At 69.8% G+C, this 13,491-nt stretch carries 13 protein-coding genes; 5 read left to right on the top strand and 8 right to left on the bottom strand.

Annotation, left to right across the window (positions count from 1 at the left end; translation table 11 throughout):
• Positions 1 to 17: 17 nt before the first annotated feature.
• The gene (locus tag A5622_RS26990) at positions 18 to 1,691 is read right to left on the bottom strand and encodes a hypothetical protein (protein ID WP_066882395.1); all 1,674 of its coding nucleotides are present in this window, start codon (positions 1,689 to 1,691) and stop codon (positions 18 to 20) included.
• Positions 1,692 to 2,083: 392 nt separating this feature from the next.
• Here A5622_RS26990 and A5622_RS26985 point away from each other — a divergent pair, with 392 nt between their 5' ends.
• From A5622_RS26985 to A5622_RS26975, 3 genes are read left to right on the top strand one after another with little or no spacing between them, the layout of a single operon-like run.
• Positions 2,084 to 3,265 carry an NAD(P)/FAD-dependent oxidoreductase gene (locus A5622_RS26985; RefSeq protein ID WP_066882359.1) on the top strand — a complete coding sequence of 394 codons (1,182 nt, stop codon included), beginning with the start codon at positions 2,084 to 2,086 and terminating at the stop codon, positions 3,263 to 3,265.
• A complete protein-coding gene (locus A5622_RS26980) occupies positions 3,262 to 4,173 on the top strand; it encodes an RNA polymerase sigma-70 factor (protein ID WP_066882357.1) in 912 nt (303 codons plus the stop codon). Before A5622_RS26985 ends, A5622_RS26980 begins: the two co-directional genes overlap by 4 nt.
• 59 nt (positions 4,174 to 4,232) lie before the next feature.
• A complete protein-coding gene (locus tag A5622_RS26975; protein ID WP_066882355.1) occupies positions 4,233 to 5,483 on the top strand; it encodes an aminodeoxychorismate synthase component I in 1,251 nt (416 codons plus the stop codon).
• Here the strand turns inward: A5622_RS26975 and rsmI are convergent.
• Complete coding sequence (rsmI, locus tag A5622_RS26970) at positions 5,480 to 6,316, bottom strand: 16S rRNA (cytidine(1402)-2'-O)-methyltransferase (RefSeq protein WP_066872014.1); 837 nt, start codon at positions 6,314 to 6,316, stop codon at positions 5,480 to 5,482. The two genes, A5622_RS26975 and rsmI, sit on opposite strands and share 4 nt — an antisense overlap.
• An 82-nt stretch (positions 6,317 to 6,398) precedes the next feature.
• Between rsmI and A5622_RS26965 the strand changes: the two genes are divergently transcribed.
• Positions 6,399 to 7,943, top strand: coding sequence for a dolichyl-phosphate-mannose--protein mannosyltransferase (locus A5622_RS26965; RefSeq protein WP_197499557.1), 1,545 nt, complete (start codon positions 6,399 to 6,401; stop codon positions 7,941 to 7,943).
• A gap of 8 nt (positions 7,944 to 7,951) precedes the next feature.
• Here A5622_RS26965 and arcA read toward each other — a convergent pair whose 3' ends face one another.
• Positions 7,952 to 9,163: an arginine deiminase gene (arcA, locus tag A5622_RS26960; RefSeq protein ID WP_066882353.1), complete on the bottom strand. Its 1,212-nt coding sequence runs from the start codon at positions 9,161 to 9,163 to the stop codon at positions 7,952 to 7,954.
• 93 nt (positions 9,164 to 9,256) lie between these two features.
• On the opposite strand from arcA, the gene A5622_RS26955 reads away from it, so the two are divergent.
• Positions 9,257 to 9,853 carry an alpha-ketoglutarate-dependent dioxygenase AlkB gene (locus tag A5622_RS26955; RefSeq protein ID WP_197498220.1) on the top strand — a complete coding sequence of 199 codons (597 nt, stop codon included), beginning with the start codon at positions 9,257 to 9,259 and terminating at the stop codon, positions 9,851 to 9,853.
• Positions 9,854 to 9,914: 61 nt separating this feature from the next.
• Here A5622_RS26955 and A5622_RS26950 read toward each other — a convergent pair whose 3' ends face one another.
• The 5 genes from A5622_RS26950 to A5622_RS26930 all read right to left on the bottom strand — a co-directional run.
• On the bottom strand, positions 9,915 to 10,565 hold the full coding sequence (locus A5622_RS26950; protein ID WP_066882351.1) for a DUF5642 family protein: 651 nt from the start codon (positions 10,563 to 10,565) through the stop codon (positions 9,915 to 9,917).
• 27 nt (positions 10,566 to 10,592) lie between these two features.
• Positions 10,593 to 11,282: a DUF5642 family protein gene (locus tag A5622_RS26945; protein WP_066882349.1), complete on the bottom strand. Its 690-nt coding sequence runs from the start codon at positions 11,280 to 11,282 to the stop codon at positions 10,593 to 10,595.
• A 155-nt stretch (positions 11,283 to 11,437) separates the two neighbouring features.
• Entirely contained in the window at positions 11,438 to 12,388 is a 951-nt protein-coding gene (locus A5622_RS26940) for a GNAT family N-acetyltransferase (RefSeq protein ID WP_156753112.1), read from the bottom strand.
• Positions 12,389 to 12,615: 227 nt separating this feature from the next.
• Positions 12,616 to 13,170 (bottom strand): HAD-IIIA family hydrolase, encoded by a 555-nt coding sequence (locus A5622_RS26935; protein WP_066882345.1) that lies wholly within the window; start codon positions 13,168 to 13,170, stop codon positions 12,616 to 12,618.
• Positions 13,171 to 13,178: 8 nt separating this feature from the next.
• On the bottom strand, positions 13,179 to 13,491 hold a 313-nt coding region (locus tag A5622_RS26930; RefSeq protein ID WP_156753110.1), incomplete at its 5' end, for an SIS domain-containing protein.

Raw genomic sequence — 13,491 nt, 5'->3', positions numbered from 1 at the left:
GCGTGCGCCGCGGCGGGTCACTGACCGTTTGCTGAGGCCGCGTCGCTCGGGATGTCAAGTGTGGCAATCGGATACAGCCCGGAGCCGTCTCGCCCGTCGCGGGCCAGGGCCATGGGCGCATAGTTCACCACGTGTGAGGCGCCCGGCGTGTGCTGTTGCCATTCGACGGAGGCGCGCAGCGTGTAATGCCCGGGCGCGAGGCCGGTCACGTCGACATGCACCGACTCGCTGGCCGACTCCGCAACCGGTTCCTCACGCGATTGGCTGGACTCGTCGTGCACCAGCGTCTTGAGATTGACCGTGGCCGACAGTGTGCGAACCACCGCGCCGGAGAAGTCCACCAGCTTGTAGCCGGGCGCCCAGCGTTCGGTGGCCGCCGCCGAGCCATAGTTGGTCCACACCACCGAGATGGTCGCCACCTTGTCCTGGATCGATTGCGATCCCGGCTTCGCCTCGACCGAATACCGGTAACCGGCAGCGGTATTGGCCTGGGCCCATATTTGGAACAGCTTGGGATCCATCGCCGACGTCGCATCGCGGTCCGGGAAATCCGCACTCGACGTCATCGACACGTGATACCGGATGACGTCGTGCAGGCCCTTCTCGTAATACGACCGGGCGTCGGCTCCGCTCGGCAGTCGGCACCACTGGCTGATCACCAGCGCCGTCATCAGCCGCTGCTTGATGGTGTTGACGACCGCGTCGTTGGAGCGGACGTAGTGCGAGTCGTTGGCCTCGGCCCATTCCGGCAGGGGCGCCTGCACGCCGAGGCAATCCGCGCGGATCCCGACCGGCGCGGACAATTTCTTGGTGACGTCGTCGGCGAACAGTTCGCGGACGATCTCCGGATTCTGCGGAGCGACGACCAGCTGGGTGTGCGGGAAGGCGTTGACGTTGGCCGTGACCAACTGCGCGATGGAGGCCTTGGTGATGCTCTGATCGCGGAACTGGCTGTAATAGCCCAGCTTTGCGGCGCTTTCGTCGGGAGTGGGGCCCGGCGCGCTCAGCGAATCGCGCAGGTACCCCAGTTGGTTCTCACCGAAGTCGCCGTACCCGGAGAACTCGAACACCGACAGGCGCTCGTCGCCGTCGTAACGACGACCGAGCGCGGCCAGCAGCTGGCTGACGCCGTTGAGGTAGTCGGGGTCGTTGAAGTTGGGCACCACATGGGTGACGCCCGGGGCCGAACCCGTCGGCGGCGCGGGATAAGTGGCGGCCGAGGGGCGCAGCCAGTCCGGAATCGCGATGTTGGTGTTGTCCGAATACGAGTCGTTGCAGCAGGACTTGTAGACGTACACGCCCAGGGTCAGGCGCATGTTGCGGCTACCGAGCTTGGTCAGCGCGTCGTCGATCGAGCTGAAATCGAACTTGCGGTCGTCGGGCGCATCGGGGGGCAACGTGCGCGGATCGACGGGCTGCAACTGCCGCCAGGAGACGCGCAGGCTGGCGTCGTACGACGCGGGCCATGCCGAGTAGCGCTGCTGAGCCGGGTTGCCTTGCGGGAAAAGCGGATTCAGCATCTGCTCGTACTGGCCGCGCAGCGGGTTGGGGATCTCCTGCGCGGTGGGCGGGATGGCCGGACTAACCATCGCCGACAGCGGTCCGGGATCGCTCTTGTCGCCGCAGCCGCCGAGCACCACCACCGCGCACGCGACAGCGGCCAGCGCGCGTTTCCTCAATGAGCACACGATGGCCACCGGCGTCAGATCGCGACCGACGACAGCGGCCCGCGAGGGCTGCGCGACTGAGCCGGTGCCGGCGCGGCGCCGGGCCCAGTCACAGCGAAGGTCGTCGTCAAGGTTGCTTCCCCCAATACACACCCGTGCGCGGGTAAGTGGCCCCAAATTTCGCGCTTTCCAGTGGTGCGTGCATCCGGTCCGGGGCAGGCCACGAATTGGCGTAGCGCAGCGTATCACGCGCCTGTCGGCGTGGCGTCGTCGCAGCTCAGCGGGGTTCGGGCGGTCGGTTGACCGGTGGCGCCGATGACGGGCAGTGAGACGGGTCACAATTGCGGGCGAGCCTGTCACGCTCGTCGGGTCTGCGGTGTCTCAAGGGCACAGGTCCTCACGAATAGGAGACAGCCATGACCGAGTCGGTCCCCGAACGAACCCATGTCGTCGTTGTCGGCGCCGGATACGCCGGCACCCTCGCCGCCAACCATCTGCGCCAGCGCCCGGACATCGACATCACCGTGGTCAACCCCCGACCGGTCTTCGTCGAGCGCATCCGGCTGCACCAGCTGGTTGCCGACACCGGCACGGCGACCGCCGACTACGCGACGCTGCTCGGCGAGGGCATCCGGTTGATCGTCGACAGCGTCGAGGTCATCCAGGCCGCCGACCGCCGGGTGCTGCTGACCTCGGGCGCCGAGCTGGACTACGACTACCTGATTTACGCCGTGGGAAGCACGGGCGCGCCAGGGTCGACGGTGCCCGGCTACACGGAATACGCGCATTCGGTCGCCGACCTGGAAAGCGCGCAGCGGCTGCACTACGCGCTCACCGATCTGCCGCTGCCCGCGCCGATCACGGTGGTCGGTGGCGGGCTGACCGGCATCGAGACCGCCTCCGAGCTGGCCGAGGGCGGACGCCCGGTGACCCTGGTGTGCGGTCCCGTCCTCGGTCCGTCGCTGAGCAAGCGGGGCCGGCGCTCGGTGGCCAAGCGGCTGCGCCGCCTGGGGGTCAATGTGCTGGAATCGGTGGCCGTGGAGGAGGTGCGCTGGGATGCCGTGGTGCTCAGCGACGGCGTGGTGCTGCCCAGCGCTGCGACCATCTGGACGGCCGGGTTCGCGGTGCCGGACCTGGCCACGCGCAGCGGCCTGCACACCGACCCGATCGGCCGGTTGCTCACCGACGAGACGCTCACCAGCATCGACGACGAGCGCATCGTCGCCGCCGGGGACGCCGCCGCGCCGTCGGGTCAGCCGTTGCGGATGAGCTGCCAGGCCGCCGGCCCGCTGGGTGCCCAGGCCGCCAACACCGTGCTCAGCCGCATCGCGGGCGAGGTCCCCGCGGCGCTGAGCCAGGCGTTCGTCGGGCAGTGCATCAGCCTGGGCCGCACGCACGCCACGTTCCAGATGGCGCGCACCGATGACACCCCGGTGAACATGTACCTCGGTGGCCGGGCGGCGGCGTCGCTCAAGGAAGCGATCTGCAAGGGCACGCTGTGGTCGATCCGACGCGAGGCCGCCAAGCCCGGTTCGTATCGCTGGATCAAGGGCGGCAAGCGGCCCGCACAGTCACCCGAGGGGGTCGCCGCGCGATGACGCAGGCACCGACCGGCAGCGAGCACGCCGAACGGTTCACCATGCTGCGGCCACTGCTGTTCACCATCGCCTACGAGATGCTGGGTTCGGCGACCGAGGCCGACGACGTCTTGCAGGACAGCTATCTGCGGTGGGCGGCGGTCGACTTGGCGACGGTCCGCGACACCAAGTCGTACCTGGCCCAGCTGGTAACCCGCCAGGCGCTGAACTCGCTGCGGGCCGGTGCGCGCCGGCGTGAGGACTACGTGGGGCCGTGGTTGCCCGAGCCGCTGCTGCTCGAGGAGCAGGATCCCGCCGCCGATGTCGTTCTGGCGGAGTCGATTTCGATGGCGATGCTGGTGGTGCTGGAGACGCTGAGTCCCGACGAGCGGGCCGTGTTCGTGCTGCGCGAGGTGTTCGGTTTCGACTACGGCGAGATCGCCGCGGCGGTGGGCAGGCCGGCGCCCACCGTCCGGCAGGTCGCCCACCGGGCACGCGAACATGTCCGCGCCCGGCGCAAGCGGTTCGACACGGTGGACCCCGAACGCAACGCCGAGATCACCGCGCAGTTCCTGGCCACCGCGGCCGGCGGCGACGTGGAGGCGCTGATGTCCATGCTCGCCCCCGATGCCACCTGGACCGCCGACAGCGGCGGTGTGGTGAGCGCCGCCCGCCGACCGGTGGTCGGCGCCCAGAAGGTGGCCCGCGCCATCGTCGGCCTAATGCGCCGGGCTGCCACCATGGGCGCGACGCGGGTGGAAATGGTGACCTGCAACGGTGCCCCGGCGGTGCTGCTATACCTCGGCGACCAGCTCGAAGGCGTGATCACGCTCGAGATCACCGGCGACAAGATCACCAACTTCTACGTGATGCGCAACCCGCAGAAGCTGGCGGCGCTGGCCACCGCCCGCGACATCAGCCGCGGGTGAGCCCATCCGCCCGGTGCCGCGGGGGATGCGAAACGCCGCCGCTCTGACAAGCTAGAGCGGTGCGCATCGACCGGCTCGGCGATCTTGGCGCCGCACCTCAGGTGCTGCGCGCAGTGGGTGACGCCACCGGCCGGCTCGGCCTGCCCCCGCCCGCCGCGCTGACCGGTGAGTGGTTCGGCGCCCTGGCGGTGATCGCGCCGAGCCTGTCGGTGCACCCGGTGCACGTCGACGACGTCTTCGCGGTCCCGGTATCGCGGACGCCGGAGCCGCGCGCGGTGGGCGGCGGCTGGATCGGTTACCTGTCGTATCCGGACGCCGGCGCCGACGCACAGCCCCACCGGATTCCCGAGGCCGCCGGCGGCTGGACCGACTGCGTGCTGCGCCGCGACCGCGACGGCCACTGGTGGTACGAGAGCCTCTCCGGTGCGCCGATGCCGGACTGGCTGACCACCGCGCTGACCAGACCGAGGGCCGCCGCGCGCGAGTGCCACATCGAGTGGGGCATCGCCGACCGGGCGGCGCATCGCGACGGCGTGCTGGCCTGCCTGGAGGCGATCCGCGCCGGCGAGGTGTACCAGGCCTGCGTGTGCACGCAGTTCACCGGTGCCGTCACCGGCGCCCCGCTGGACTTCTTCATCGACGGCGTCGCCCGCACCTCCCCCGCCCGGGCGGCCTACGTCGCCGGCGCCTGGGGTGCGGTGGCGTCGCTGTCCCCGGAGCTGTTCTTGCGGCGGCGCGGGACGGTGGTGGCGTCCAGCCCGATCAAGGGCACGCTGCCGCTGGCTGCGTGGCCGTCGGCGCTGCGCGCGTCGGCCAAAGAGGTCGCCGAGAACATCATGATCGTGGACCTGGTCCGCAACGACCTTGGCCGGGTGGCGATCGTCGGCACGGTGACCGTGCCCGAGTTGTTGGTGGTGCGCCGGGCGCCGGGCGTGTGGCACCTGGTCTCGACGGTGTCCGCGCAGGTCCCCACCGAACTGCCGACTTCGGCGCTGCTGGACGCCACCTTCCCTCCCGCCTCGGTCACCGGCACCCCCAAACACCGTGCCCGCCAACTGCTCTCGCAGTGGGAACCCAACCGCCGCGGAATATATTGCGGGACAATCGGATTGGCCTCACCCGTGGCGGGCTGCGAGTTGAACGTCGCGATCCGCACCGTCGAATTCGACGCCGCGGGTGGCGCGGTGCTGGGCGTCGGCGGCGGCATCACCGCCGACTCCGACCCGGACGCCGAATGGGAAGAATGCCTGCACAAGGCGTCCCCGGTCGTCGGGCTGCCGCCGATCGCCGCCGCCAGCGCGGCGGGCTAGTCGCGGCGGGACTGCAGCACCGCGTCGTAGAGCTGGCGCGAACGCACCCCCGGATGCATGCCGGCCACCTCGCCGCAGGCGTCCTTGATGCGGGCGCCGCCGGCGACCAGCTCCTCGACCTCGGCGACCAGCGCCGGCAGGTCGGCGCGCGGGGTGGCGCCGGCCAGCACCACGGTGATTTCACCGAGCACCCCGTCGGCCGCCCAGGCCGCCAGCTCGTCGAGCGAGCCGCGCACCACTTCCTCGTGCACCTTGGTCAGCTCCCGGCAGATCGCCGCGCGGCGTGCACCGCCGAGCCGCTCGACGGCGTCCTGCAGACACGCCGCCAACCGCCGCGGGGATTCGAAGAACACGCAGGTGCGCCGCTCGTCGGCCAGCGAATCCAGCCAGCTCCGCCGCGCCCCCTTCTTGCGCGGCGCAAATCCCTCGAAGCAGAACCTCTCGGCCGGCAGACCGGACACGGCCAGCGCGGTCGTCACCGCCGACGGGCCCGGCAGGCAGCGCACCGGCAGGTCGGCCTCCACGCAGGCCGTCACCAGCCGATAGCCGGGGTCGCTGATCAGCGGCATACCGGCGTCGCTGACCACCAGCACCGTCGCGCCAGCGCGGATCGCCTCGACCAGCGAATCCACCCGGGAGCTCTCGACCTGGTCGAACATGCTGATCACCCGGCCGGTGATGCGTACATCGAGGGCCTTGGCCAAAGTGCGCACCCGCCGGGTGTCCTCGGCGGCCACCACCTCGGCTCGGGCCAGGGCGTCCAGCAGGCGCGGTGAGGCATCCGACGGCTGGCCCAGCGGGGTCGCGCCCAGCAACAGGCGGCCGGTGGTCATGACCGACAGCCTACGATCGACACCGATGACCGCCCCGCCCCGCGAATCCCCCCCGACCATCGAGGGTGCCGAGACGCAACGTGTGGTGCCCGTCGTCAGCCCCGGACCGTTGGTGCCGGTGGCCGACTTCGGCCCGACCGATCAGGTCCGCGGCTGGGTGGTGACCGGGATCATCGCACTGGTGGCGGCGATCACCCGCTTCCTGAACCTCGGCTCACCTACCGACGGCGGCACCCCGGTCTTCGACGAAAAGCATTACGCCCCGCAGGCCTGGCAGGTGCTGCACAACCACGGCGTGGAGGACAACCCCGGGTTCGGCCTGGTCGTGCATCCGCCGGTCGGCAAGCAACTGATCGCCCTCGGCGAGGCGGTCTTCGGCTACAGCGGCATCGGCTGGCGGTTCACCGGCGCGTTGCTCGGCGTGGTGATGGTGGCGCTGGTGATGCGGATCGTCCGGCGGATCAGCCGCTCGACGTTGATCGGCGCGATCGCCGGCGTGCTGGTGATCTGCGACGGCGTCAGCTTCGTCGCCGCGCGGACCGCCTTGCTCGACGGCATACTCACCTTCTTCGTGGTCGCGGCGTTCGGCGCGCTGATCGTCGACCGCGACCAGGTTCGGCAGCGGATGCACGCCGCGCTGGCCGACGGCCGCCACGCCGACACGGTGTGGGGGCCGCGGCTGGGCGTGCGGTGGTGGCGGTTCGGCGCCGGGATCCTGCTCGGATTGGCTTGTGGCACAAAGTGGTCCGGCCTGTATTTCGTGCTGTTCTTCGGGGCCATGTCGCTGGCGTTCGACGTGGCCGCGCGGCGCCAGTACCAGGTCACCCGGCCCTGGCTGGGAACCTTGCGCCGCGACCTCATCCCCACCGCCTATGCGCTGGGCGTCATTCCGGTGTTGGTGTATCTGGCCAGCTACGCACCGTGGTTCGCCTCCGAGACCGCCATCGACCGGCACGAGGTGGGCCAGACGATCGGCCCCCGCTCGCTGGTGCCGCTGCCGGATGCCATCCGGTCGCTGTGGCACTACACCGCAAAGGCGTTCCAATTCCATGCGGGCCTGACGAATTCCGCGGGCAACTACCACCCCTGGGAATCGAAACCGTGGAGCTGGCCGATGTCGTTGCGGCCGGTGCTCTACGCCATCGACGAGCAGAACGTCCCCGGGTGCGGCGCCCAGTCCTGCGTCAAGGCCGAGATGCTGGTGGGCACGCCGGCGATGTGGTGGCTAGCGGTGCCGGTGCTCGTTTTCGCGTTGTGGCGCATGCTGGTCCGCCGCGACTGGCGCTACGCCGCGGTGCTGGTCGGCTACTGCGCGGGCTGGCTGCCCTGGTTCGCCGACATCGACCGGCAGATGTACTTCTTCTACGCGGCGACGATGGCGCCCTTTTTGGTGATGGCCATCGCGCTGATTTGCGGCGACGTGCTCTACACCCCCGGCGCGCCACCCCGGCGGCTGCGGCTGCAGCTGCAGGCGAATTCGGAGCGACGCACGCTGGGGCTGATCGCCGTGTGCTGTTACGTGGCGCTGGTGGTGACGAATTTCGCGTGGCTATTCCCGGTGCTCACCGGCCTGCCGATTTCGCAGCAGACGTGGAACATGGAGATCTGGTTGCCCAGCTGGCGCTAGCGCGCTACTTACAACAGGTCGCGGGCGACCGGGCAGGACATACACCGCGGGCCGCCGCGGCCGGTGCCCAGTTCCGATCCGGCGATGGTCAGCACCTCGATGCCGGCGTCCTGCAAGCGGGTATTGGTCTGGGCGTTGCGCTCGTAGGCGACCACCACACCCGGCGCCAGCGCCAGCGTGTTGTTGCCGTCGTCCCACTGTTCGCGTTCGGCGACAACGGGATCCAGCCCCGTGTCGATGACCCGCAGCTTGTCGATCTCCATCGCCTTGGCCGCCGCCTCCAAGAAGGGGGCTTCGTCGCTGATGGCCACCCCGTCGGGCGTGCGCGCAATGGTGAACGCCGACAACGAGTCCACGATGTTGGCGTACATCACCACCGTGTCGGTGTCGACCATCGTGCACACCGTGTCCAGGTGCATCTGGGCACGCCGCTGCGCGATCGGCACCGCCAGCACGGTGTTCGCCAGGTCGTCGTCAAACAGGCTGCGGGCCAGGGCTTCCGCGCCGGCGGGGGTGGTCCGCTCCCCCACCCCGACGGCGACCACGCCGGGCGCCAGCAGCAGCACGTCACCACCCTCGACGGGGGCGGTGCGCGACTCGTAGGCCCGGCGCACGCCGGTGAACCGCGGGTGGTGGGCGTAGATGAGATCGGTCAGCGACGCCTCGCGCCCGCGGACGCGCAGCGCCAGCGTCGGGATCACCACCCGCCGGCCGATCCAGATCGATGAGTCGCGGGTGAACACCAAATTGGGCAGCGGGTCGATGACGAAGTCGCCGCCGTGGTGCATGCGCAGCACCAGCGAGACGTCGGTCCGGGTGTCGGCGGGTAACTCGTTGAACGTCATCCCGGCCATCAGTACCTGGGCCAGCCGGGCCGGCTCGAGCCCCCGCAGATATGCCGAAAGTTCTTGCGCCAACGGCAGTCCGAGCCGTCGCGCGTCAACGGCAGCCGCGACGCCCTGCATCCGCGCGGCTCCGCTGTGTGTGAGCGCCTCGGTGAGCAGATCCGACATCAGCAGCACCTCGACGCCGCGGGACCGCAACAGCGCCGCGAACTGGTCGTGCTCGTCTTGCGCGCGAGCGACCCACGGCAGGCCATCGAACAGCAGCTGGTCGACGTTGCGCGGGTTCAGCCGGAGCAGCTCGGCACCGGGGCGGTGCAGGATGACCACGCGCAGCGCGCCGACCTCGGAATTGGTGCCCAGCTCGACAACACCCACAGCTCAACCGTAGCGGCGCCGGGGCGTACCGTCCCGCCACACGCGCAGCGCGCGCCCCGTGCCATCGAACGGATGTGCGATAAACTCGGTGGCGTGGAGATCGCGGTCCAAGGCTCCCTGTTCCAGCACACCGAGCGCCGAGAACTCGGTGACGGCGCGTTCATCGAGATCCGTGCCGGCTGGCTCACCGACGCCGATGACCTGCTGGAGGCCTTGCTGTCGACGGTGCCGTGGCGCGAGGAGCGCCGGCAGATGTACGACCGGGTGGTCGACGTGCCGCGGCTGGTGAGCTTTCACGACCTCGCGGTCGACGAGCCGCCGCACCCTGAGCTGGCCCGGCTGCGCCGCCGGCTCAACGACATCTACGCCGGTGAACTCGGTGAGCCCTTCACCACGGTGGGGTTGTGCTGCTATCGCGACGGCTCGGACAGCGTCGCCTGGCACGGCGACACCATCGGCCGCAGCAGCTCCGAGGACACGATGGTGGCGATCGTGAGCCTGGGCGCCACCCGCGCCTTCGCGATGCGCCGCCGCGGCGGCGGCCCGTCGCTGCGGTTGCCGCAGGCGCACGGCGATCTGCTGGTGATGGGTGGATCGTGCCAGCGCACCTGGGAGCACTCCGTGCCCAAGACGACGGCGGCCGTGGGTCCGCGGGTCAGCATTCAGTTCCGGCCGCGCGGCGTGCGCTGAGCGGCGGCCGCAAGCGCGGCGGAGCCGGGCGCGGCGGGCCGCCGCCATCAAGCTGAGCGGTTTAGGCGCGCACCGCCGACACCGCTTTGACCAGCAGGTCGCGCGCGCGCTGGGTGTCGACGGGGGCGACGGGCTGATCCGGGATCACCAGCGGGTTGGCGATGACGATCACCTGGTAGTCGCCGAATGCGGCCGAATAGTCGTACAGCTCACCGGTGCGCGGACCGCCCGGTGTCAGCGCCTGCATCACGCGATGCACACCCAGCGTGCGGGTGCTGTCGATCTGCGGCGCCTCGACCACCTGAACGCCGCCGCGCAGCTGCGGGCCGGCGAAGGTCACCTTGGCGCAGTCCTTCCCGGGATCGTTGAGGGGCAACGCTTTTGAGGTCTCCAGCGCGATCACCACGAACCGGTTGCCGCGGCCCTCGGCGGTGACCGCGGACATGTTGCCCTGCAGATCGGCCGGCATGTCCGGCCCGGCCGCCACTTTCGCGCAGTTCGCCGGGTCGAACGTCAACCCGTCGGGCAGTTTGCGGCCGGCCAGCAGCTTGGGGTCTATTCCCCGTTCGCTGATGTCGCTGACCTGGTAGTCGGCTCCGAAGCTGGACTTCACGTCGACGACCTTGTTGATGTCGACCTTCGCCGGGTGAGTGGGCGATGAGCAGCCGGCCAAAACGCAGACGGCCGCAACCGCGAGCAACATCTTGGACATCGTGGCCAATCTACCCAAGCGGAGAGCTCAGCTGCGCAACGTGGACACCGTTTTGGCGAGCAGGTCCGCGGCGAATTGCGGCGGCAGCACCGGAAGCGCCGAGCCCGGATCGGTGGTCAGCGTGGTGAACGCGTAGTAGCTGCCCAGGTAGGCGGTGAAAGTATAAATGCGCGAATCTATTTCGGTGCCGGACTCGACCGATGACTTGACGTCGGCCACCATGCCGATGGTTTGGACGCCTTCGACGTGCGGCGCGTCGGTGAGGTGGACATGCGCCACGGTGTTCCCGGCGGTCTCCGACCACTGGGCGCACGCCGTGACCAGCTCGTCGGGGAAATCGACCGGTCCCGGCAAAGCCACCACCACCGCGTTGACAATGCCGCCACTGCCTGAGCCCGACACGCCCTGCGCCGATTGGTCGCGCCCGTTCCCGGGGTCGGCTAGCGCCCCGCACCTGGCCGGCTTGGCCTGCAGATCGTCCCCCAGGCTCCAGATCACCCTCGGGGAGGCCGCGCTGGGGATACCGGTGGTCACCTCGTAACCGGGCGGCAGGTCGCGAACGACCCGTTTGATGTTGGCGGGATTGACGGCCGCGGTGGTGCTCGGCGGCGATTTCGCCGCAACGGGCGGCGGTTTGGGCGCGGGTGGGTGAGCGCACCCGGCGACGGCCAACGCGAGCGCTGTGGTCACCGCCGGGCCAATCCCGAACGGCCGCATGAGGAGTTGATAGCACAGCAGAGCGCCATACCGGCTGCCCCACGCCAGCGCCGGGTCCGGTCGGAATCACCAAACGTGCTAGCGCATGCGCCAGCGGATTTGGAAGTCACCTCGTGGTCCGGAGACAGGCGCCCGGTTCAAAGCACTTCGCCGTCTTAGCCGACGGCCTCGATCACCTGGCGGGCGACGCGCTTGATCTGCTCGGCCTCGTCACGCCGGAACGGCAGGTGACGCGGATGGGGAACGTCGATCACGGTGGTGATGACGCCGATGTCCTCGCGTTGCCAGACGGCGCCGTAGCGATCCATGATCGCGCGCATCGGCCCATTGTCGGAAAGCATTCGCGCCGAGAACCTTTCGATGCCGTCCACGTCGGCGGCGATGGCTAGCGCGCTGATCAAATAGGTGCCGATGCCGCGGCCCTGGTAGGCGTCGGCGACGGTGAAGGCGATCTCGGCGACCGTCGGGTCGTTGGCGTCGCGCACGAAGCGCGCATCGGCCACCGGGTCGCTGCCGTCGGTGACCACCCACACGAAGTGATCGACATAGTCGACCTCCGACAGGTAGTGCATCAAAGCCGGGGTCGGCAATCGCGGGGTCATGAAGCGCCGATACAGCGTGTCGCTGGAGAAGTAGATGTGGCCGTGCACGGTGCGCTCGCTGTCGCCGGGCAACACCGGGCGCAGCAGGAGCAGCGTGCCGTCCCGAACGCGGATCGGGATCGGCGTGATGAACGCGGCGAGACGCTGGCGCACGGTGCGCAGCAGCCGCGGCGTGATGCCGGGGATGTGCGCCAAGCTGGCGAAGGCTCTGGTGTCACCGATCCAACCGGTCAGCGGTTCGGCGGTTATCACCGTCGCGGTGCGGGGGATGTCGCGCAGCAGGGCGATCTCGCCGACGATCATGCCCGGGGACGCGTGCTCGACGATCACGACACCGTCGTCGCCGACGTGTTTGATCTCGGCGGTACCCGAGGAGATCAGCAAAAAGGAGACGGCCTGCTCGCCCTGGCGCATCAGCACCTGGCCGGGCGCGGCGCGCAGGGGCTGCAGGCGGCCCGCCAGCGGGGCGAGGTCTTCGGCGGAACATCCCTGGAAGATGTCCATCGTCGCCAGCTCGTCCACCCGGGCGCCGGTCAGTCCGGCCACCGCTACGGACCGCCGCCCGCAGCACCGCGACACCACTGGGTGCGTCGCGGTGATGCCATGACCTGCCCGCCTGCTTGCCGTCGTCTACCGCGCCGGCCCGAGGAACCCGGCTGCGGTCGGATGTTGCCCAGGTTATGAGCCGGTGGCGGCGGCGGCAAGGATGCGCGGCGTGTTCTTGAACCGACCTAAAGCGACGCTCGGGCGCTCAAGACCAGTTGCACCGCGCCGGCCAGGTCGTCGACCACGAAGTCCGCATCGACGGTCCGGTGGCCACCCGTGCGCAGCAGGATGGTCGCCGTTCCCGCCGTCCGGCCCGCCATCATGTCGGTGTCGCCGTCGCCGATCATGACCGACTCGGCCAGCTCGAAGCCGTGCTCTTGCGCCGCGCGCACCAACATCCCGGCGAGGGGCTTGCGGCACTCACAGCTGTTCGCCGCGTGCGGACAGTGGTAGACGGCATCGAGCCGGGCGCCGTCGTTCGCCAGCAGTTGGTGCAGCCGCTGCTGGATGGTCGTGAAACACCCTGGCTCGGCGGGCGTTTCCGAGAGCCACCGCTGGTTGGTCACCAGCACCGTCCGCAGACCGGCGGCGTTCAGGGCGGCCACCGCCTTGGCCGCGCCCGGCAGCAGCACCAACTCGTCCGGCGATCGGATGTACTCGCCGTCGGCGGCCTTGACATTGATGGTGCCGTCCCGGTCCAGAAAGACGGTGCGCACGTTGCTCAGATCGGGTGCGGCCATCGTCGGAGTCAGGAGGGCCTGGGAAACAATGCCGCCTCGACCATTTCGCAGATGGAGTGGCCCAGGTGCAGGCATGCTTCCTGGATTCGCCCGGTGTCGTGGCTGGGCACCCGGATGCAGATCTTGGCGACGTCGGCCACCTCGCCGCCGTGCGCGCCGGTGAGCGTGACGGTCGTCATCCCCGCCTGGCCGGCGACCTCGAGCGCACGAACGACGTTGGGCGAGTTGCCCGATGTCGTCAGGCCGACCACCACGTCGCCGGGGCGCCCGGCGGCGAGGACCTGGCGGGCGAACACCTCGTCATAGGAGTAGTCGTTGCCG

Source organism: Mycobacterium sp. 1245801.1 (genome assembly GCF_001673055.1).
Classification (GTDB): Bacteria; Actinomycetota; Actinomycetes; order Mycobacteriales; family Mycobacteriaceae; genus Mycobacterium; species Mycobacterium europaeum_A.
This window is presented reverse-complemented; position numbering and strand designations above follow the sequence as displayed.